Below are 20,252 nucleotides of genomic sequence, written 5' to 3'. Positions count from 1 at the left end.
TTTAAGTAAAGTGGTGCTCTATCGCCGCCTATCGCTCTTTGTATTTTGTATGTATGCTCGATCTGCAGCTGAATTTGAACTGATTCGGAGCATTTGAATTCAAGGGGAAATATGAAAAGAATTCCACTGACTGTAGCCGCAGGCTTCGCTCTGATTGCCTCTTTTGCCGTTTCGGCTCAGAGCCATGCGGTGAAGGGGCACTATCGCTCGGACGGTACCTACGTCCAGCCTCACCACCGTAGCAATGCGAATTCCACCAAGCTGGACAACTACAGCACCCAAGGAAATTACAACCCCTACAACGGGAAGTCCGGGACTGTAGATCCTTACAAGCCAACGCAGAGCAATCCATACGGTAGCCCCTACAACCAGCCGAGGACGCAGCAGCGTCGATCTGGTTACGGTTACTGAAGTCTAGGGCCCCGCAGATGCGGGGCCTTTTTTGGGCAATTCGCCAAACGGCAGTGGTGGCTCGCGTCAGGCTGTCTCTGGCTTAGGCGACAGGCTCACCGACCACTGCCCATTCTCTTCCTGCTTGAGCGACAGGAGATCGTAGGTCTTCACCATGTTGAGAAGACCGGAATGCCCATAGATGCCAGGGGAGAACCCGGAATCTGCTCGCTTCAGATAGGACCCTAAGGAATTAAGGCTAACCTTGCCCTCCGGAGTGCTACCGGCAAGCAGTGAAACAGCCTCGATGACGAACCGGGGGCGACGCTTCGGGAGCGGGGCGCTTCCTGTGGTCTTGGCTTCATTAGTGTGGTCAGCAGGGTGCGGCGGGTCCTGAAGATCTGGCGGCTCTGGCGATGAGGCTTCTTGGGCGGACCACTCGAAGAACTGATCGCAGGCATTGCGCAAAGCATCGGGAGTCTTGGCTTCGCCGACGATCAGAACTGTGGCCCCGCGCTCACGGAGCTTCCTGCAGAGGTAGGCAAAGTCCGAGTCGCTGGTTACCAAGCAGAAGATGTCTGCCCTCTGATCGAAGAGCGCTTCCAGGGCATCCAAAGCTAGGGCGATATCGGAGGTGTTCTTCTTCGCTGCGTATTGGAACTGAAGGCATGGAGTGAATGCTTGGCGAACCAGGGCCTCTTGCCAAGAGTTGCCTAAGGTAGTGCGATTGCCATAGCCCCTCCGAAGCGTTACGCGCCCGGCCTGTGCGGCCATGAGTAGCGCGAAATCCACGATCTCGGGAGCAACGTTGTCGCAGTCAATCATTACTGCGACTGTCGATTCTTGCGGTTGAGCCATCTTGACTTCCTTTGTCTCGCATTCGGATAGTGCTTTGCTAGGCGTATTTCTCAATGAACTCTTGTAGCGGCATCCTCAGTCCATGCCGTCTCTTCCACCTAGGCAGATTCGCATCTCGGGCTTTCTGGGTGGCGGCTTCCCACTTGGAGAGCTTTCCAATTTCAAAGCCCGGAAGCTCGGTGGGAAAGACGTACTGCATCATGCCCTTTTGGGCAACGCCCGGCGTTCGATAGATCAGTGGATAATCTGTATCGAACTCTTCGCCGGTATACCAGGTGAAGCTAATGATCGTTGCGTCCTTCGGAATGGATGGCCATTCTGCGTATGCGTAGACCGGGACCTTGGGCTGCTGGTTCTGTCGCTCCTCTAGCAGTGCTTCTTGCTCTTCAGACAGCTCCGAGGTGACCACGGTGATCCAGATGTTGTGGTCTTTCCACTCCTCCGGATGATGCTTGAAGGAGTCGAAGATGTCCTTGGCCTTCCAATCCATCGGAGGGGTGAGCTTGGCGCGGACTTTTTGTAGCTTCTCTATGCGATCCAGCTCGGAAGGACTGATCTTCTCGGCTGCGAGCCACAGCGCGTCAAACCAGCTCTTCGCTTGCTGGGTCACCTCCTTTGATCGCGTCTGAATCCCTAGCTCTTTCCAGTGCTTGTTCTCGAAGCCGACAATTCCCAATCCACCGGCTGATGCATTGGCGCTGCCAATGATCACCTCGTTGGCGCTAATGTAAGCCTTGGCATGCAGTCGTTCATAAGACTTCACTTCAACTTGCGGCATCTTCAGAAGCTTACGCACCTCCTTGATATTAGTGGCACCTTGGCTGATCTCCAGCACAATGCGCACTCGTCTCCGCGTTTTTGCGAGGCCGAGGAAAGCGCTTGCATCATGGCCCCAGAATGCCACTGCGAGGTCCAGGTCACCGTCCTGATCGTTCACCCACTTGACCAACTCACTTTGATCTTCGATCAACTTCGTCATAACGTCCCTATCGTTGCCAGTGCTGACCTCCAACTCGGCCGTCCAAGTTCAACATCGGCAACCGAGAACTGTATGATCGAATCTATAGCATTTGGTAGACCTATGGATAGAACCTCCTCTTGTCCTTCAAGCATCGCTTGAATTGCCCCTTGGCATAGACCGGAAGCACCACGGCAGGCCTGTATTTCTCCAACGTCTCTATCTGCTTCTTCCGCATTACGGCGGGCTTCTTGTGGAAGTAGGCCTCGTGAAGCACGGGCACGCGCTTGCTGACAGAGTGGCCGGTGATCAGCGCAATGTCTTCGTCGAGGACGTTCTGGTGGTGGAGCTCTGTAGCGATGGTGTGGCGGAAGGCATGGAACCCGACACCTCTAGGGAAACCAAGGTCCTTCATGTAGCGGCTGAACTGGCTAAGCGCTGCCAGGCTGTAGCGAGCATTGGTCTCGCCGGTCTTACGGTTCACACCAGCGGATAGGTGTGGGAAGAGGCGAGGGTGGCCGCACTCTCTGATGTCATCCATGAAGTCCAGGAAGCCTGCGTCCAGCAGCGGCTTCGGGATAGGGATGGTCCGGATAGATGCCTTGCCTTTTAGGCTTTGCCGACTCCTGAGCCTGGTCCGGTGCGCCAAGTCAGGATCCACAGTCTTCTGTATGCGAATGCACCAGACATCGCTCTCCTGGACGATGTCGGCGACCTTCAGCTGAGCGACCTCGTTGATGCGTGCGCCCGTATACAGGCCAATCATGGGAAGCCACCATCGGTGGGGGTATTTGCTCGCCCATGGAATGAAGGTCTTGGGATCGAAGATGCGCTTGAGATCGTCTTCATCAAAGAGGCGCTCAGGCTTGTTGGGATCCGTGACCAGGTCCTTCTTGATCTCTGCGAACGCAACCATGGGGGACGCATCAATGGCTTTGGTCTTGACCAGCTGATTGAAGAAGGAGACCAGGAAGCGCCGATGACGTTCAAGCGTTGCAGGGGCAAGCTGAGGAACATCTAGCTCCTTGCCGCAGGCAATGGCTTCGTCATAGCTAATCCCTCGATAGGCGGGGTCAGAGAAGAGGCCCGGAGGTGACCAGCGCATGAGGTCCCAGAGGCGATAAATGTGGGGGTGGTCAATGCGTGAGACGGGGATGTCGCCGCAGGTCATCTGGAGAAGCCGCAGGGTTCGGGCTGTGGAGTCGATGGTCTCTTGTGCGAGGCAGCGGCGCTCTCTATCTCCCAGATAGTCCTTGATCTCTACGGAAAGAAGCCGGGCGGGGTGGCCTGCAGAGAGTGGCTCAAGGTAGCGCGTGCCTGCGGCATTGATGCGAGAGCGTCGAGAGCGCTCCATAGCGGCGTTGAGGATCTCTTGCGCATGGATGGCCGCTTCGCGTCCGGTGATGACCAGCTCATCAATCCGGAAGCGCCCGATCCTGATGCCCTTAAGGTGCAGCGCGTCATCGGCGTCTGGATTGAAAGGGAAGTCTTGAAGGAAGTTCTTTACTGTTTTTGGCACGGCACTGTCTCCTTGGATGATGAGAGCAGTGCTAAGGCCCGGCTTTGATTCGTCAAACGAGATCTAGAGTGTTGCCGCGTTGCTTAGGCATTCGCCGAAACGTTGAAGTTAGCGCGAAAACGTTTAGAGGAAATTAGTGGGGTATGCGTTGCGAGGCGCTGTGGCGCAAGGGTTTTCCTTGGATGACCGCTTCTATCTTGCAGTCATTTTTGTACTGTACGATTTTGAGTGTGCTTACGCCTAAGCGTGCTTTCTTACAGAATAGGCATGCAGGATCTTTTCGAATTTGCGACGGGCATCACCATCCTCCATTCTCTTTGTTGGATCGCCTCGTCTAGGTTCTATGGCAAGTGGCAACCCCGGTTAGGTTGAGTGGAGCGGACTGCGCCCCTTCCGGGCCCGGACCGGTTGTCTAGGGGGAAAAGACCGTATAGCTTGTTTCCGGTGGAAGGGTGGTCGCGCTTAGCGTCCAGAGCTTCCTATCTACCTTCTCTCCTTTTGCCACCAATTCCAGGTTTTTAAGAATGACCAAGCCGTCACTCGATTCAATTGCCTCCGCTAAAGCCAAGCTTGCTGAAGAGCTGCGCAAGCTTGAGGAACAGGAAGTTCAGCTTCTCCAAGAGCAGGCCGCTGATGCCTTCGCGGAAGTCGCCAACCTCGTGTCCCAATACGGCAAGAGCTTCTCTGCGAAGCAGCGCGCCGAGATCGTCAGCTTGCTTGGGGCTGATGTCCCCAAGAAGGCGGGAGGTGTGAAGAAGGAAGTCGCGCCCAAGTATTGGCTCCCACATACGGGCGAAACCTGGACCGGTCGGGGTAGGACCCCTCGTGCTTTCGCTGCTTGGGAAGGGACTTCCGCTTACACGACGTGGAAGGCCTCCCATCCCAACGAGAAATTCCCAGCTTTCCCTGGATAATTCATCCAAGCAGGGGCAGCTTAGTGCCCCTGCTGTCTCATCTTGGGAGACCGCCTGATCGTCTAATGGAGCCTTGGCTCTTGGTCCGGCATAACGTTGGCGCTCAACCGTCGTATCTGGGGTGTCGAGATGAAGGTTTTCATTAGTTCGTTGATTTCCGGGATGGAAGCCGAGCGAGCCGCAGTGAAGCGTGCCGTCGAGAGGCTGGGGCACGCTCCCATCATGGCGGAGGACTTTGGCGCTAGGCCCAGCTCTCCGCAAGTTGCTTGCCTTGGCGGAGTGCGAGAGTCCGATCTTGTGATCCTGATCTTGGGGCCTCGCTACGGTGTGCCCCAAGCGGGCGGGGTCTCGGCCACTCACGAAGAGATTCTGGAAGCGCGAAACCGGAAGCCGATCCTTGTCTTCCTGCAGGCAGGTGCGGAGCCGGAAGATAGCCAGGTTGCTTTGATCAATGAAGTCGGAGGTTGGGAGGGAGGCCTCTTCCGACAGGAATTTGCTTCCCCAGAGGACTTAGAGGACAAGGTGACCCGCGCCATTCATCGGCACGAGCTAGCTCATGCCGTAGCGCCACTGAATCCTGAAGAGTTGAAGGCTAGGGCAACTAGGCTCCTTCCCGCGCTGGAGCGGGGATATGGGGCGAACACGCTTCAGCTGGCAATAGCCAGCGGTCCCGTCTCAGCCATCCTTCGACCTGCAGAGATGGAGGCTCCCTCCCTGATTGCGGAGATTCAGCAGAGCGCTCTCTTTGGCAGTCATCCAATCTTTGATAGGGCGGTCGGTAGCCGATCTCGCTTGGAAGGTGAGGCGCTGGTTGTGGATCAGGATGACGGCCGCAGGTCCGGGGCATCGGTACGCCTCTGGCCAAACGGTGATCTGTTGATCAGTCTTCCCGTGCCGCCTCCCGCGCGTGGGATGGGGCTCCCCGTGGTATTGGAAGAGGACGTAGCTAGCAGACTGGGCGGCGCTGTTGGATATGCGGCATGGCTGCTCTCGCGGATCGATCCAACTGAGAGAATCACCCACATCGTGCCAGCCGTTAGGCTCAGTGGGGATGGTGGCGGCGCGTGGCGCACCAGGGCGGAGCATGAGGCAAGCCCCAATTCGGGACAGTTCCCATGGCGACAGGGTGAGCATGAGGAGCCTGTATTCCTGGCTCCTGCGCACCAAGTCAGGCAGGTACTGTCGATGGATGCGCGTCGAGTGATCGAGGACTTTGTCGTTCTGCTGAGGCGACGCTGGAATCAAGACTGATCAAGCTAGATCTAGCTACGGAGGAGTGGCCTCAATGGTCATAGCAGCACAAGCTTTTACGGAGAAGGCCGTCAGTGAGCTCAAGCCCGGCAGCCTTTTCCTCTTCCGGCAGCAATGGGCCTTCATGGGAGAGCGGCAGTCCAAGGATCCTGAAGGCTCAGACAAAGAAAGAGTCTTCGTGCTTCTTCAGGGCGAGCGTGCAGGAACCGTTCTCAAAGCCCAGGACTCGGCGTCTACCTGCTTTACCTTTGCCGAACCTTTTGGTTGGTTCGCAGCGGTGGATATTGGCGTTCCACCCCTTTTAGAGGGCGAGCTAGCTGGCTCTTTGGTGATTTCGCCCGAAGGTCCGGTGCTCGTGGCAACTCAGAAGGATCGATGGGATGATACTGAACATCTCGCCTTCAGCTTGGTTAGTGGTCAGCATGTCAAGCTTGGCGTTGACAGGGCCAGACGGTTTTTGAAGTGGAGCATCGAGCTCTGCCAGGCAGGAAGGCCGTATCAAAGTCTGGGCCGGATTCTAGATGTGAGGATTTCCTAAGCAAGCGATTCGCGCCGGGCCATAACTTCATTTAAATAGATCATAGGGAGTTGATGATGTCTTCTACTTCGGCCGGTAAAAATAAGGTTAGGTTGATCGTGGCTCTTCAGTGCAATGATGGAACCATGCTGCCTTTGGAGCAACAGACTAAGATCTATTGGGTCGTGCATGACTTGCATCCACATCAGTTCGTATGCAGCGGAACAACTGCCGAAGAGGCCATGAGAGTGGCACGCGAAGAATGTGACTGCTACTTCGCTGGGGATCCAGAAGATGTTCGGATTCGAATGAAGATCTAGACTGCACTAGTCAGGCCATTACTAATCAGTTCTTCCTTGTGTGGCTTTCTGGGCCGCGCGCTCCCTTGCTAGAATTTTATTCGGTGAAGGAGGGATTTTTACTGGTGTCCCGTCTTCATTGAATCCGCTAAGAGGCACATCGGCAATGCCTTGATTTTGCCAAAGTTTATAGCCAGGCACCGCAAGATTTCCTCGGTTGGCCTGCCAGTGCTCAATGCAGACTTGGGTAGCCAGGTCTGCTTCCTTCTTTGCGTCGTCTACGGGCAGCCGATTCAAGGCTGCAATAAAGGCACTATTCCAAAATTTCTCGATCTTCATCACCGCTCCGATTTTCTGTCTTTGCTGGTAATAGCAGAGCAGCGCGGGCTGTCAAGGTTTGATCTTGCTGTGTCGCAATGAATGGAAGCACCGTCGGGTAAGCGGCAATCATCCGCAAGATTCTTCGTCACTGCCGGTCCTGTCTTGGTTCGCTCTCGACGCGCTTCTCCGCCTCTGGTGGGTAGGGTGCAATGACCGTGTTTTGTGGTCCCAGGGGGCAGCTCGCCCTCATGAATTGCGGCCCCGAATTTGTCATTCGACCGATGACTACAAGGTCATCATTTACACGCCCCACACGGTCTCGCACGTCAGCAGAGCATCCGGACCCTTCATACATGTCGAAAAAGAGTGCGCTGTGGCTGGCCACCCACCGCATTGATGGGTAGATGAAGGATGAGCTATTTAGAACTGCGCTGGCGATTGTCACGATTACAAAGCCAGAGAAGATCCTGGTCAGAGTGATAACCAAATCCAGATCGCGGACCTTGGATGAGGCCGTGCCGAGCTTTGCTAGTCCCCATATAAGGCCGATGATCACGCCGAAAGTGCCTAAGATAATGACGAGGGCAGCGGCAACTGGAACAAACGAAAGCGGAACCAGAAGCGCGACTGCGCTGGTGAAATAGGACGGATCTTGACCCGTAGCATCGTTGACCGTGATCTTGCTTACCCCTGTTGCAGCCGCGAGGGTCACGACACCCAATACGGTGATGGCCAGTTTCATCAGAGGGTAGTTGAGTCTCTCGACGGTCCAGTAGTAGCACTCCGTTAGGAAAGCAGATGCGAGCAGTGCGCATCCTGCATACGTCGCGACATCGGATGCCAGCGATCTGGGGTCATGGAGGAAGAGCGCGATGCTCAGGAGCATACACGCCACTCCTCCAAGGTATAGGCGCACAGTCGGGGGGTGTTCAAGCCACCAGCCCGCCATATTTCTTGGGATCGAAGAAAGTGAAAGCGCGCTAATCGATGTCATGCCTGGCTGCTCAGGATATGGTCGAACGCGAGACTATAGCGACGCTATCTCACAACTTGAGATCAGACCACCGCCCCTCTAAGGGGCGTCCGGGGATTTCCTTCTGCATGGGGTGTAGGGAGAGGCACTAGTAAGGTGGCTCGGCATGCGGTACAAATCGCAAAACAGGCCGCCACGGCGGGTCTGGTTCTGGGCTTCGTCTTCACATGGATTGGAGGTGTGGCGTGTCGAGTTACATATTCGTTTCCCCTGGTTCTGACCCTGGTATGGGTAAAGCGCTAGTAGACCCGATCTTGCAACCGGACAAGAAAGCGAAATCGACCATGGGAACCTGTCGGCCTGACCTGCGCCGCAGGGTGAAGTTAGGCGATCAGATCTTCGTGATAAGCGGCAGCATGGGGAAGAACGTTCAGCAATATGTGATTGGAGGGCTTGAGGTCCAGGATAAGCTGTCCAGTCAGATCGCAGCTTTCGATCAGTTCCCAGAGAATCGGCTCAGATTTGACGAGTCCGGCCAGAGGCTGGGCAACATCATTGTGACTGCAGACGGACGACATCATCCCGAAGACCATCACGACAACTTTGAGAGGCGAATCCAGAACTATCTGGTTGGTCGGACCTCTGTCATCCTTCAGACGCCTCGGGAGATCCAGCTTGGCAGGGAGCGATCAGTAGACATCCTCGCTAGTCTGTTTGATCGTCCAGGCTCTACGCGAATCCAACAAGTAATCGGGCGCATGAGAAAGTTGACTGAAGAGCAAGCTATTCGTCTGAGAGAAGAGCTCCAGGCCTTGAAGAGGGAAGCTAGGAAGTAATGGATATTGCGCAGCACATCGCAGATCGCAGTCTCACGGTCAGTGATGTGGCCCGACGGGCGAACCTGCCCGTTTCCCGTGTTAGCGAGATCGTCTCGGGTGATGAGGCATCACTGTCGGAAATAAGAAAAATATCAAAGGCAATCCGTGTTCCGCTGAGCTCGATTGGGCGGCCGGAATCAACTGAGGATCAGAGCACTTCCAAGCTCCTGCTGAGGCAGACCATTGATCAGCGTGCAAGGGGCATGTCTTCATCTCTGAGCATCATCGGTGATCAGCTAAACGACATACTCTCAGTAGCAAGACTTCTGCCTTCCAATCTCAATTGGCTGGAGCTGTTCAGGGGCCTGGCTCCCCATCTCGAAAACGCAGAGAACTTTGCTGCCATCTTTAGACGGGCGTTCGCACAGCTGGATGACCAAGTTCCTTTTCTTGGTCTGGCAACTACCTTGGAGGAGTTGGGGGTCTTTGTCTGCTATGGAAGGGACCCTAAGATCGAAGGTGTTTCGGCGATTGTCGAAGGCCACGCACTGATCCTGCTTGCTCCTCGAAACTTCAAGGCACGGATGCTGTTCACCCTTGCTCATGAAGTGGGACACCTCGTAGCGCGCCATGACTTGCTAAAGATTGACTTCGCAAGATTGGACGAAGAGGTGGGTGGAGACAGAGAGACGGCTGGCTTGGCTGAACATCGGAACGAAGAGCGTTTTGCCGATGCTTTCGCGGCTTCTTTGCTAATGCCCCGGAAAGGGTTCTTGAAGGCGCTTGAAGCGGTTCGCACTCACTACCGAGCAAAGGGGCCGCTCGGGGACGTGGAGATACTGACCACTGCAATTTTCTTCGGGGTGAGCTTTGAGGTCGCCGCACGCCGTTGCGAAGGCTTGGGGTTGCTGGAGCCAGGAGGCGCTAGGGCGCTGTATCAGAAGATCTCAGACGAGCATGGAAATCCTGAAAAGAGAGCGAGAGAGCTGGGACTTCGGGAGCGAGAGGGGATACAGATTTCTACTTCGCCCAGGCTACTTGAGGCTGCTGCGAAGCTTGTGGAACGTGAGGAGCTCTCTGCCGGTAAAGCCGCTGAGCTTTTGAACGTCCCCATATCCTATCTCTTCGCCGCTAACTCGAAGTAGCAGCATGATAGTGCTTCTCGATGCTTCGACAGTCATCAACCTCGTGAATGGCGGGGTCTTTGATGCGGTCTTGGGAATCGAGGGTGTACGGTTCCAAGTCGGAGGCCTAGTGAGAGATGAGGCTTCATCCGCCTCCGAAGTGTTGGACTTGGAACTTGCCAAGGGATCTTTGACCCTTGCTGACGACGGATTGGTCCCATATTCGGCATTTCTGGCGGCGAAGAATGACATGGGGCTCGGTGATGGCGAGACCGAGTGCATCCTCATTGCCTCCGCCATCCAGTGCCAGATCGCTTGTGATGACGGCCGGGCCCGGAAGGCGGCTATCAAGCGGTTCGGGCATGAGTCGCTGGTGACCGGCTCTTTGGGGTTGATGCAACGAGCCTGTAGCCAAGGACTGATCACAACTGAAGCTGCGCATCTCGCCTATCAAGAGATGCGCAAGCTCGGTGGCTATCTTCCACAGATCGATGTGGACTTCTTCGCCAAAGAAGTGACCCTGCTAGATGGTTTCGGGGCGCAACCCTAGCTTGTCTTCACGAAGAATTCGATTCGTATGCTTGGAAAGGCGTGCTCTTGTCTCGACAAACGGGTTCGATATCGTTTTCTTGATCTGCGATGGATTCTGGAAGATCGCTCCGCAGAAGTGGCATTCGTGGTCAATGTGGGGCGTATATGCCCACTGTCCCTTATCGAAGTGAGGCTCTTTGCAGCGCGGACATGACAGAGCCACGACGCGTCCGTCGATATGCGGCAGTGCTGTTTGCGCCATGTAGTAGCGCACTTGTTCGGCATCAAGTTCGATGCCATCTATCACGACGGACTCATACGTGTCGTCTATCTTGGGCCACTCTTGGCCTTCCTCGCTCAGAGCGTGTAGATGGATTCCGGTTTCTTCAGGCGCTGTGGAGGTCCAGAGGATGGCAGGATTTGATCCCCAGATCTGTATCCCTCCTGGGTAGTCCTGTTGGCGTATCTCTATGCTTCTTGGCGCAGCTATCTGGGATCGATTGCCTGGCTCAAGGTGGTTCCTCAACTGCGAGAGAGGGTTTCCTATCGCGATTTCCGAGTCGGAAAACTGTCTTCCGCATCCATGGCACTGATGCTTCTTGTGAGGATGGACTGCGAACCAGTCGCGGTCCAGATGAGGGAAGCCGCAGTGGCTGCATCTGACACTGATGGTTCCGAAGCCGAAGACCCCAGACACCATGTAATTGATTGCGTCGATCTCATCCACGACGAACCATTCCGAGGACAGCAAGTCTGTCGTGAATGGGATCCTCAGCCTTCGATATGTCTTGTCGATGTCCTTGGCTGAGTCCCGGCCCAAGCGCCTGGCATGGACATGGATGCCTCTATCGGTGGGCAGGGTGGTAGTGTCGTATGACGCGGGCACTGACCCCCAAAGTGCGATCCCTCCGACGTAGCGGTTGACCTCAAGATCAAGAGACTCACTCTCCGAAATGGGTTCGTCATGCGCAGCCACGCATTCTTCTGCCGCCACGCCATATTTTGCGGTGGCGTTTGCATGATGGGATAGGCACCAGTACCGGCTTCCCCCGTCTCGCCTCTTTCCGACGTTCACTATCTCGCAGGTCATACGATCACTCCTTGGGCTTCATGCCCATCGCAGGTGAAGGTCTAACGGTGCATCTGTAGCGTAGTAATCGTTGAAGCTATTTCAGAAGTACCTTGCGGCTGCTATGAGGCGTCTATCAGGCTCTTAATCAGCCCAAGTGCTTGCTTCTGCTTCTTGGCATCAAGCTGAGAAAGCAGCAGGATGGCCTCAGCGACAACATCCGATGCCGCCAGGAAGTAGGCCGCAGGAAGGTCTAGAAGCCCTGCGAGCTTCTCGATGGTCTCTAGGTCTGGCTTGTGCATCCCTCGTTCATATCTACTGATCCGAGGGGCCGTCGTATTTGAGTCATCTACGCCCATAAGCATTTCGCCTAGCTGAGCTTGGGTCCAGCCTTTGGCAACGCGTGCTGCGCGTAGGCGATGACCGAGGGCTGTGGGCGTGGGCTGAGGAGCGGGCATCCGGCAGAAACAAACACGTTGACTCTCCAGAGTTTGACGGCATAAGCTTAGCTGGTCATTTGCGTTCAACGCAAAATTCAACCTGGAAGCCGTCGTATGGATATGAAGTGCTGGGCAGTAATGGGTCTCCTGGCGTTCGCCGCTTCTGCTGAGGCTGCGCCCAGCCTCTCATGTCAGTTGCAGAGCGGTCAGTTCAAGGCGGCTGGGGTAGTGCATCCGAAGGTCTCCGAGTTCATCTGGGCGACGGGTCACGGCTCCGCAACGCCCACTGGGCCCATCCGAACCAGGATCGGCCGCATCGAACCTTTGGAAGGCTTGGACTACAAGCGCGCTATCAAGCTTGATGGCAAGCCCGTTCTTTTGCCTCCGGACGCACAAAGCGTTATCGGCTTCGGCAAGGTCTATGACTTCAAGGACGCCATCGCTCTGGCTTATCTCGGCGAGCGTGAGGAGGACTCCTCCGCCCGGCCTAGCCAGATCGTCATCGTCATCAACAAGGCCGGGTCAGTGATCGATAGCGAAGTACTGCCTGGCACTGCAACGAATCCGGGCAGTCACTGCCTACTCATCGACTGATCAAGGAGCTGACATGAAGAAGCTTTGGACGCTTTCCGCCGCAGTGCTGCTGGCCGCCTGCTCGGGTGGCCCTGGTAGTGGCGATGTTGAGAAAGCGCTGACCGCGTATTTCAAGGAAGCGACAGGAACGACGATGACCTTTGAGCGTCTCAAGGTAGGCGAGTGCTCGCGAGGGGACAGTCCTGGCTATGCCTGCAGTGTCACTGGAACCGCCCGCTACCAGCTTGGCACTCGCACTGAGCAACAGCAGCTTGTCGGCACTTTCGTCATCGACAGAGTTGGCGGCACTTGGACTGTCGTAGACCGTCGCTGACCCAGCCCTTCCCGCCCATCGCTAGGAAGCTCGTATGTGGACCTTGTTCAAGGTAATCCGCTGGATCATCACCGGTCTCGCGCTTTGGTGGCTGTGCGGTGTCGTGTTCGAAGACGGCACGACGACCGATGGGGTCTTGCTCGGGCTGATGCTGTTCGGGCAGCTGGTCTTCTGGCCCCTTGCGCTGTTGTGGGGCTTGCCGTGGCTGTTCCGTCGCCGAACGCCCAAACTGAAGAAGCATAGGCCTGAAGAGTTCGAACCCACCGTATCCCATGATCACATTGCCTTGGACCTGGGCAGGGACGCCATTTGGGTCCGAGATCCCGTGAAGGGTGAGCGCTACCTGCGGCGGGCTGAAGTGCTCGCCATCCGCACTGGGGAATACAACTACAAAGGGGTGGTCACGCATCGCCTGGAAGTTCAGGTGCGGGACGTTGTCCACCCGCTCTGGCTTGTCCCGTTCGTGCGTCACTCTGACCGTTGGCTTAAGAGCACAGCAGCCAATGAATCAGAGCGGGATGAGTGGTTCGCTAGGATGAAGGCATGGATTGAGCAATGAGCCGCTCGACGTTCTACCAAGTATTCATCCCGGTCGCTGCGGCGATGGCAGGAGAATTATCAACGCGACCCATGGCACAACGGCGAGTAGCGTCGCTATGTAGGCCTGCCGGAGAGAGTGAAATTTACAGGTGAGGATCTTCGAATTTCGCCAGCACTGATTAAAGAGATCATCTGCTAGCTCCTCAGGACTCCGACTCTTGCATGCCTGCCGAAATTCACTCTCTCGCATCTGAGCGATGCTTCGAAAGTAGAGCAATGATGCCGTGCCGCCGTCTAGATGTGGGAACGAGCCGTTCCAGAGGTGTCGGAAGCTAAACCCCAGCGCGGTAAAAAATAGAGTCGTGAAGACCGCAGCTGCGGCGGTCATCTCGCTCGGCGGAGGAAGCCGAGTAGCAACCAGTGCCAGCATGCCCAGATCAATGCCCAGCACCACCGATAGCTTCGTATCGATTCTTGAGAAGAACCCAAGAACAAGGTTCAGCTGTTGCCAACCAGTGCTAACGCGCCCGCCTTGGGCGTTTGGAGGGCTTGGGAGGTTGGTAGAATTTTGATCGTCGGACATATGGCTTAGCAGTAGGTTTGGTTAGTTGGTTTAGGCGCGAATGCGCGTCCCTCAGCCCACAGGAGATCAGCGTTCCGCAGCAAGCAACGCCCTGATTTGCAAGATCATCCATGAACTTGTCTTCGGAAACGCGCCAAAGGTAGTAGCTGGATATGTAGTTTTCCAGATGCTCGGCGTGATCCTGGCATCTCGAAATCTCGATCTTTCCTGACGGATCGCATGGGCAGCAGGTGTGTCCTCCCACCAATGATCCGCCACGCTTCGTGATCCGTGCTAGGCGTCTGCCATCTCCCCATAGTTCAATGCGTGGCCCTCTGAGATGCTCATCGAGGCGCACGGTAAAGTCTCCCCGCCTCGCGCGACCAGAGAAATCAGGCCCCAACTTCTCTGCTGCAGCCTCAGCGGCTGCCTGATGGACAGCAGCATCACCATGGGCTCTGTCGTACTCTTGACCTGCCCATTTGCGTCGGTAGCTTGCGTTGATCTGGCGAGAAAGAAATCGCACAACAGCAGACCACCATCGGCGTGCGGCTGCTTCGTCGCGGACTTCGCTAGGGCTGTCATCTTTCCAGCCCAAGCAGAATGTTCCGCCCGGATTGATGTGGCGATCCGGGCAGCACTGAGGCAGTTGGGGCGAGGCTTTTTTCTCTTGGACAAAGACGTAATAGCCATGGATGGTGAGCAATAGAGCAAAAGATCGAGTCTTCCCGCTGGGGAGAGAGATCTCAATCGTGGCATCTACTGCACCGGCTCCATTGGAGAGCGTAGCCCCGAACTCGGGGGCCACGCTCCTTAGCAATGACTCAACTTCGCTCATCGTGGGCGAGCTTCGAATGTGGGCGAAGTGGTTGCGACAAGGACGGGACCACCGCAGGACGCGAAGAGGCATATGCATCTTCAAGAGCCGCCTTTGCCACCTTATCGCCAGAGGCCGAAAGTTCTTCTACAGCCGCGTCATAGTCAAGGTTGTCAGCCGTCCTGGAGTTGCCAAAGAGAGTGCGAACTGCGTCCGATCCGGCCTTGTATGCAGCAGGGCCGATCCTGCTCTCGGTTCCCTTGCATATGCGCTGCTCTGCCTCGGAGGCAATTACGGCTCGCCCCGTTGCGCATCGGACGCGCTCCCCCTTCATGCCCAGTCTGCTCAAACTAAGCGGGCCGTACTCAAAGCCAATCGCGAGACCCAACTCCCCAGTGTCTCCACCTTCAGACTTCAGATGTTCAATAGCGGACAGAAAGCTGCTGCGGAGGGCGCCGACGCATTGGACGGCGGTGCTTACAGTCGCCTCTGCATCCGTTGTATAGGCCGTCCCCTCAATCATCATTCCATGGAGGCAGTCGCCGATGAACCTTACGCGGCGTCCGCCAAAGTCGCTGTGCGTGACCGAGTCCAGTTCGGAGCGAACGACGTGTAACGTGCGGACCAAATTCTCTGGATTCTCTTCAAGGTGTTGGTCCACAAACGCAGAGAAGCCATCGATATCAGCGTATACAGAAACGCCCTCGAAGTTCTTTGAATTCCCTGGGGTGAGAGCATCAAAGTCCAGGTCTGACAAAGGTGGCGTTGGCCTGCTGAACTCAATGCTGCCAATGGGGGTCTCTTCCTGCTCTTCCTTCCAAAGCTTGATGATCTTGTCTTTCGACGTTTCGAGCTTGGCTTCATCAACGCAGGTGGCTATCTGCTCGTCAGTAAGGCGGGTAGAGCGGTCCTTGTCACCGTCCAGTGCGGGGAAGCCCATGACGGATCGCGCTGAGTTTGTGAGGTAGATGCCTTCTGTGCTGGCATGTCCAGCGCACTTGGCAGCGTGATTGGCAGGACTTCCAAGAAAGAGGGGCTCGCGGCCTCCGCGCCGACCGTTGTTGACCGCCAGAGCCAAGCCGCTATCAATACCTACGCGGACACGTGCATTTGGGATGTGCTCATCGGCATCCCCTGTTTCCGCCAAGACTTCGTCAACTAGCTTTGCGATGGCCACGGCTTTGGCCACCCGTTGGCGCTCTTCATCTTCGCCGTAAGGCTTAGCGACCAAGGCATGCAGTCGTTGGTTATGGAAGTCGACGCGCTTGGCATTGCTCTCTTCAAGAATGCGATGGACAGCGCGATAGTGCTGGTTGAGGAATTTTAGGGTGCGCTTGTGGCAGGTAGTGCCCTCGTCCTTCGTACAGGCCAGGATTTCGTCAATGTTGACGATATCGATGTAGAGGTGGGCCGCATGAATGCGATAAGCGCGCTTTGCTGGGATGCTTTCCAGCGAGGTATCGCGCTTGTAGTCGTAAATTTCTACGTCCCGCACTTCCTCGTAGCGAGACTTGATTCGCTTCTTCGCGCGGTCTTCCTTCCAGCTGTGGCCCATCTCAATATCCTCTCGTCCAGTAAAGGTGAAGCCAAGGGGGGGGCGCTTCGCTAAGGCCCAGGTACGGTCCACATGCACTGGCGGCGGCCCGTTGGACCTGTATATTGTGTCTTGGTTCACACTTTCAAGGGGGCGAAGTGGCCACTGGACTTATTGATCGGTTCCGCTCAGATGGAGGGCGGAGGCTGCTCGCTGCATTATCTGAGGCGCGACTGCTTGGCGGGATCGGCGGCTTGCCAGAGTGGCTCATGGACCGGGGGGAGCTGCTAGAAGTCCAGGCGGGCGAGTCCTTTGTCGAGCAGGACGGGATGGACACCGAAGTGTTCTTTATCGTTGCTGGATCCGTTGATGTAGTGATCAACGGAAAGATCGTCAACATCCGCCATACAGGAGATCATGTCGGCGAGATGGCTGCGATTGAGCCAGCTCAGAGGCGCGCAGCTACGCTGGTGGCACGGGAGCTCAGTGTTCTGCTGAAGGTCGCTGAAAGCGATTTCATTGAAATGGCAGATGGTCACCCGATCATCTGGAGGCGACTGGCCGCCACACTTTCGAGGAGACTTCTGCAGAGGAATAGCCTTCTGGCCAAGCCTCGCAACCAAGTTCGGGTGTTCGTCATGTCTTCGGTGGAGGCGCTTCCAGTCACCCGTCTATTGGTCCAACACTTTGAACATGATCCATTCTTGACTGTGGTCTGGGACCATGGCGTGTTTCGCGCGTCAAACTACACGTTAGATGAGTTGGAAAAGCAGCTCGAACTGGCTGACTTTGCAATCGCAATCGCGCACGCAGATGATCTTGTGATTAGTCGTGGAGACGAATGGCCTGCGATGCGAGACAACGTCGTGTTCGAGTTGGGTATGTTTATTGGGTTCTTGGGTAGGAAGCGCGCTTTCTTGATGGAGCCTAGGGAAGATAAGTTGAAGCTTCCGAGTGATCTTGCGGGTCTGACTACGGTTTCCTACCGTTATGTGCCTGGGGAGGATGCCAGAGCGAGGCTAGCTCCGGCTTGCAACCAAATTCGCGACATCATTCTCGCTATGGGACCAAGAGACTAATCATGGCTTTGATCGAAGACATGGAGGGTGCTGTTGCGACGATCTTCAGCAGTGCCTGGGACAAGCGGGAGGGGCGCGTGGTTCCGGATCCGGAGGATCTGCGACTCGGCAATGACGCTGTTGAATTTTCGCGGGCTACCGTGCTGTATGCGGATCTCCACGGCTCTACGAACATGGTCGACACTGAGGAATGGTGGTTTAGTGCGGAGGTCTACAAGGCATTTCTGCATTGTGCTGCCAGCATCATCAGGGCTGAGGGTGGCGCGATCACTTCTTACGACGGTGACCGTGTGATGGGAATCTGGGTAGGGGATCGTCAAACGACACCGGCAGCGATTGCAGGTCTGAAGATCAATTACGCTGTGAATGAAATCATTAATCCTGCCCTTAAGAAGCAATACCCGGCATTGAACCGTACCATCAAGCAGAGTGTCGGCATTGACTCTAGCGCTCTTCGTGCTGCCCGCACTGGAGTTCGAGGTGGAAATGACATTGTTTGGGTGGGGCGGGCCGCGAACTATGCGGCAAAGCTGACTGAGTTGGATCTCGAACCCAAGACCTGGATAACCGCTGACGCGTTCCTGTATTTGCTTGATGAGGCGAAGTTCGGTGGCCAACCCAAGCAGTTGATGTGGAAGGAGTTCAGCTGGACCGAGCAGGGGGGCATCGCCATCCATGGTTCGACGTGGCAATGGAAGGTCTAGTGGCCGCCGTCTCTCTGGTGAAAAGTCCGTCGCTTAGCGAGATCAATAAGCCAAGCAAGAGCGCACTTAGGCATTGCCCTTCGGGCAATGCGTGCGCAAGAGGCTGTGCCCCTTGACCTCCTAAAAAGCGCTTGCCAAAGCCTAAATCGTAGGCATAAAGGCAAATGCGGGGGCCGGAACAAGGAGCATCAATGGCCATCTATCACACAAGAGTAAAGACCTTCAGTCGTGCCCAGGGGCACGCATCTACCGCCGCCGCTGCCTACAGGGCGGGGCTGCTTATCATCGATGACCGCACCGGTCTCCGGCACGATTATCGGAGGCGCGGCGGGGTCGTTGAGACCCGTTGCCTCGCTCCCGACGACGCTCCCGATTGGGCTTTCGATCCTCGGCAGCTTTGGCCTGCAGCCGAGGCTTCAGAGCGGCGTAAAGACGCTACCGTTGCTCGTGAGTTCGAGGTGGCTCTGCCACACGAATTGAGCAACGAGCAGCGTTCAGACCTGGCAGCTGAAATATCGCGCTGTCTAGTCCAGCGTTATAGGTTCGCAGTCCAGGCAAGTATCCATGAGCCGCAGACCGCTGACGGGCTCAACTATCACGTCCACATCTTGGCTACGACCAGGCGGGTGGACGCAGAGGGGCTGAAGGACAAGACCAGAGAATTAGACGGCGGCCCTTCGGGTCGAGGGGAAGTCGAGTGGATCCGGGCAATGGTAGGGGAAGCCATCAATGCTCACTTGGCCGCTGCCGGTGTCTCGGCACGCGTCGATCATCGTAGCCTTAAGGACCAAGCGGTTGAGGCCGCAGAGCAAGGAGATGAGCTCACAGCAGCGGAGCTTTCCCGTGCTCCAGGACTTCACATGGGCAAAGACGCCACTGCCTTGCATCGCCGAGGTATGGATACCGATCTTAAGCAGGGCAATGACGGGATCCATCTGGCCAACAGCGCTGCTTGGGATCGCGCTGTGGTCCAGATGGCAGGAGAGGGCAGGTTGATGGACCCCGCATCCGATCAGGCAGTGCCGGTTGGCTCGCGCCAAGTTCCACTGGGCCCCGCCACGGGACCAATGCTGTCTCCTGGTGGAGCGCCTCCTCTGGTTAGCGGGGCCAGAGAAGCCATGCCGGTTGGGGCGGTTGCAGAAGACGGGGAACGGCAACCGCAGACCAGCGCATCCAAGCTGACCGTGAACGAAGTGTTGGAGATGTGGGCCGAGGCGTGGATAGAGGCTCTGCGAGATAGGCTCAAATTCACGCGCAGATTGCTGCGCAACAGCACAGCTCTGATATCGGCTCATGGAACATTGCCCAAGCTCCGTGGCGACTTGGAAGAGCTGCTCGTAAGACTGAAGAAGTTGAAGCGGGACGCACTGCGCTTCAAGCGTAGGCTGAAAGCTGAAGACCGTGCCCAGCATGTATTGGCTCAAGCGGAATTTGCCTTGGAGAACTTCGAAAGCCAGAACCCACGTCCAGGGATCCTGAATCGCTCAGACTGGTCGCGGCGTCGGGCGCGCCGTGTCAGGGCTGTTGAGCTGGGACGCGAGGAGTATCAACGCGCTCACGAAGCCACTGGCCCGAAGGCTCAGGAAGACTACAACCGTCGAACAGGCGAGTCGTTGTCGCAGCTGGAGAATTGGAGTGAAGTGTTGCTGCGTAGATACCCGGTCTTGGGGGACGCGCCCACTGACGCTCCTGCAGCGTCCGCTCCGGCTGATGCCCTGCTGGCAATGAGGCAGGCAAAGGAGCCCGGAGTGCGGTTGCATTGATAGGCAAGCGAAGGCCCCGGCAAGCGAAGGCCCCGGCGAGCCGGGGCTTCAACCAACCTCGTTTCGAAAACTCAGTGGTAGGTAGGTCCGCGAGTGGGCTTTGACACCGCGCCACGGCGCTCTGAAATCATGTCGCTGAGCTGCACCTGATCGCGTTCTACCACGGCTTCTCTAACCCTAACGGCAGGTTTCAGAGTGTGGTCGTCAGCCGGGGGCTTTGGAGCCATGCATCGGTTGATCAATTCTTCGGCGATTTCGAGGGCGTGGATGATGTCCTCGATCCGCTCTTGCGTGTCTCGTGTCCGGTCTTGGGCAATCAAAGGGCATAGCACTCGACTAGCGATAGCCAGCTTTCTTTCTAACG

The 20,252-nt window shown here is 56.3% G+C and carries 21 protein-coding genes and 1 pseudogene; 12 read left to right on the top strand and 10 right to left on the bottom strand.

Annotation, left to right across the window (positions count from 1 at the left end; all coding sequences use genetic code 11):
- Window positions 1-477 precede the first annotated feature (477 nt).
- The 3 genes from AASM09_RS13865 to AASM09_RS13855 all read right to left on the bottom strand — a co-directional run bounded on the left by AASM09_RS13865 (window position 478) and on the right by AASM09_RS13855 (window position 3,725).
- Window positions 478-1,248 (bottom strand): NYN domain-containing protein, encoded by a 771-nt coding sequence (locus AASM09_RS13865; RefSeq protein ID WP_262243318.1) that lies wholly within the window; start codon window positions 1,246-1,248, stop codon window positions 478-480.
- Between the two features lie 37 nt (window positions 1,249-1,285).
- Window positions 1,286-2,227: a phospholipase D family protein gene (locus tag AASM09_RS13860; RefSeq protein ID WP_262243317.1), complete on the bottom strand. Its 942-nt coding sequence runs from the start codon at window positions 2,225-2,227 to the stop codon at window positions 1,286-1,288.
- Between the two features lie 100 nt (window positions 2,228-2,327).
- Window positions 2,328-3,725 carry a tyrosine-type recombinase/integrase gene (locus AASM09_RS13855; protein ID WP_262243316.1) on the bottom strand — a complete coding sequence of 466 codons (1,398 nt, stop codon included), beginning with the start codon at window positions 3,723-3,725 and terminating at the stop codon, window positions 2,328-2,330.
- A 524-nt stretch (window positions 3,726-4,249) separates the two neighbouring features.
- Between AASM09_RS13855 and AASM09_RS13850 the strand changes: the two genes are divergently transcribed.
- The 3 genes from AASM09_RS13850 to AASM09_RS13840 all read left to right on the top strand — a co-directional run bounded on the left by AASM09_RS13850 (window position 4,250) and on the right by AASM09_RS13840 (window position 6,428).
- Window positions 4,250-4,639 (top strand): H-NS family nucleoid-associated regulatory protein, encoded by a 390-nt coding sequence (locus AASM09_RS13850; protein WP_033833029.1) that lies wholly within the window; start codon window positions 4,250-4,252, stop codon window positions 4,637-4,639.
- A gap of 129 nt (window positions 4,640-4,768) precedes the next feature.
- Window positions 4,769-5,890, top strand: a complete 1,122-nt coding sequence (locus AASM09_RS13845) for a DUF4062 domain-containing protein (protein WP_262243315.1) — start codon at window positions 4,769-4,771, stop codon at window positions 5,888-5,890.
- A 34-nt stretch (window positions 5,891-5,924) separates the two neighbouring features.
- Window positions 5,925-6,428: a hypothetical protein gene (locus AASM09_RS13840; protein WP_262243314.1), complete on the top strand. Its 504-nt coding sequence runs from the start codon at window positions 5,925-5,927 to the stop codon at window positions 6,426-6,428.
- A 320-nt stretch (window positions 6,429-6,748) separates the two neighbouring features.
- On the opposite strand, the gene AASM09_RS13835 is transcribed toward AASM09_RS13840, so the two are convergent.
- Together AASM09_RS13835 and AASM09_RS13830 are read right to left on the bottom strand one after the other, a co-directional pair.
- Window positions 6,749-7,045 carry a hypothetical protein gene (locus AASM09_RS13835; protein WP_262243313.1) on the bottom strand — a complete coding sequence of 99 codons (297 nt, stop codon included), beginning with the start codon at window positions 7,043-7,045 and terminating at the stop codon, window positions 6,749-6,751.
- Window positions 7,046-7,172: 127 nt separating this feature from the next.
- On the bottom strand, window positions 7,173-7,913 hold the full coding sequence (locus AASM09_RS13830; protein ID WP_262243312.1) for a hypothetical protein: 741 nt from the start codon (window positions 7,911-7,913) through the stop codon (window positions 7,173-7,175).
- A 332-nt stretch (window positions 7,914-8,245) separates the two neighbouring features.
- On the opposite strand from AASM09_RS13830, the gene AASM09_RS13825 reads away from it, so the two are divergent.
- From AASM09_RS13825 to AASM09_RS13815, 3 genes are read left to right on the top strand one after another with little or no spacing between them, the layout of a single operon-like run.
- Window positions 8,246-8,836: a hypothetical protein gene (locus tag AASM09_RS13825; protein ID WP_154213997.1), complete on the top strand. Its 591-nt coding sequence runs from the start codon at window positions 8,246-8,248 to the stop codon at window positions 8,834-8,836.
- Window positions 8,836-9,963 (top strand): ImmA/IrrE family metallo-endopeptidase, encoded by a 1,128-nt coding sequence (locus tag AASM09_RS13820; RefSeq protein ID WP_343368476.1) that lies wholly within the window; start codon window positions 8,836-8,838, stop codon window positions 9,961-9,963. Before AASM09_RS13825 ends, AASM09_RS13820 begins: the two co-directional genes overlap by 1 nt.
- A 4-nt stretch (window positions 9,964-9,967) precedes the next feature.
- Window positions 9,968-10,492 (top strand): hypothetical protein, encoded by a 525-nt coding sequence (locus tag AASM09_RS13815; protein WP_262243310.1) that lies wholly within the window; start codon window positions 9,968-9,970, stop codon window positions 10,490-10,492.
- Here AASM09_RS13815 and AASM09_RS13810 read toward each other — a convergent pair.
- A complete protein-coding gene (locus AASM09_RS13810; protein WP_262243309.1) occupies window positions 10,466-11,563 on the bottom strand; it encodes a hypothetical protein in 1,098 nt (365 codons plus the stop codon). The genes AASM09_RS13815 and AASM09_RS13810 overlap by 27 nt on opposite strands.
- Before the next feature lie 101 nt (window positions 11,564-11,664).
- On the bottom strand, window positions 11,665-12,000 hold the full coding sequence (locus tag AASM09_RS13805) for a helix-turn-helix domain-containing protein (protein WP_262243325.1): 336 nt from the start codon (window positions 11,998-12,000) through the stop codon (window positions 11,665-11,667).
- A 96-nt stretch (window positions 12,001-12,096) separates the two neighbouring features.
- On the opposite strand from AASM09_RS13805, the gene AASM09_RS13800 reads away from it, so the two are divergent.
- Genes AASM09_RS13800 through AASM09_RS13790 form a run of 3 tightly spaced genes read left to right on the top strand, consistent with a single transcriptional unit; the run spans window position 12,097 to window position 13,448 of the window.
- Window positions 12,097-12,576 (top strand): hypothetical protein, encoded by a 480-nt coding sequence (locus AASM09_RS13800; RefSeq protein WP_262243308.1) that lies wholly within the window; start codon window positions 12,097-12,099, stop codon window positions 12,574-12,576.
- A gap of 13 nt (window positions 12,577-12,589) precedes the next feature.
- Window positions 12,590-12,889: a hypothetical protein gene (locus tag AASM09_RS13795; RefSeq protein WP_262243307.1), complete on the top strand. Its 300-nt coding sequence runs from the start codon at window positions 12,590-12,592 to the stop codon at window positions 12,887-12,889.
- 34 nt (window positions 12,890-12,923) lie between these two features.
- On the top strand, window positions 12,924-13,448 hold the full coding sequence (locus AASM09_RS13790; RefSeq protein ID WP_262243306.1) for a hypothetical protein: 525 nt from the start codon (window positions 12,924-12,926) through the stop codon (window positions 13,446-13,448).
- 24 nt (window positions 13,449-13,472) lie between these two features.
- Here the strand turns inward: AASM09_RS13790 and AASM09_RS22230 are convergent, their stop codons facing one another.
- From AASM09_RS22230 to AASM09_RS13785, 3 genes are all read right to left on the bottom strand, one after another.
- Window positions 13,473-13,817 (bottom strand): Pycsar system effector family protein, encoded by a 345-nt coding sequence (locus tag AASM09_RS22230; RefSeq protein WP_369333464.1) that lies wholly within the window; start codon window positions 13,815-13,817, stop codon window positions 13,473-13,475.
- 130 nt (window positions 13,818-13,947) lie between these two features.
- Window positions 13,948-14,829, bottom strand: a complete 882-nt coding sequence (locus tag AASM09_RS22225) for an E2 domain-containing protein (RefSeq protein ID WP_369333463.1) — start codon at window positions 14,827-14,829, stop codon at window positions 13,948-13,950.
- Window positions 14,816-16,363 (bottom strand): adenylate/guanylate cyclase domain-containing protein, encoded by a 1,548-nt coding sequence (locus tag AASM09_RS13785; RefSeq protein WP_134708990.1) that lies wholly within the window; start codon window positions 16,361-16,363, stop codon window positions 14,816-14,818. Before AASM09_RS13785 ends, AASM09_RS22225 begins: the two co-directional genes overlap by 14 nt.
- Before the next feature lie 137 nt (window positions 16,364-16,500).
- Between AASM09_RS13785 and AASM09_RS13780 the strand changes: the two genes are divergently transcribed.
- The 3 genes and pseudogenes from AASM09_RS13780 to AASM09_RS22220 all read left to right on the top strand — a co-directional run.
- The gene (locus AASM09_RS13780) at window positions 16,501-17,421 is read left to right on the top strand and encodes a TIR domain-containing protein (protein WP_101765022.1); all 921 of its coding nucleotides are present in this window, start codon (window positions 16,501-16,503) and stop codon (window positions 17,419-17,421) included.
- A gap of 2 nt (window positions 17,422-17,423) precedes the next feature.
- Window positions 17,424-18,125, top strand: coding sequence for an adenylate/guanylate cyclase domain-containing protein (locus AASM09_RS13775; RefSeq protein ID WP_262243305.1), 702 nt, complete (start codon window positions 17,424-17,426; stop codon window positions 18,123-18,125).
- 191 nt (window positions 18,126-18,316) lie between these two features.
- Window positions 18,317-19,123, top strand: a pseudogene (locus AASM09_RS22220) (MobA/MobL family protein); the annotation flags it as partial.
- Window positions 19,124-20,252 lie beyond the last annotated feature (1,129 nt).

Origin of the sequence: Stenotrophomonas maltophilia (assembly GCF_039555535.1) — a bacterium.
GTDB lineage: Bacteria > Pseudomonadota > Gammaproteobacteria > Xanthomonadales > Xanthomonadaceae > Stenotrophomonas > Stenotrophomonas maltophilia_Q.
This window is presented reverse-complemented; position numbering and strand designations above follow the sequence as displayed.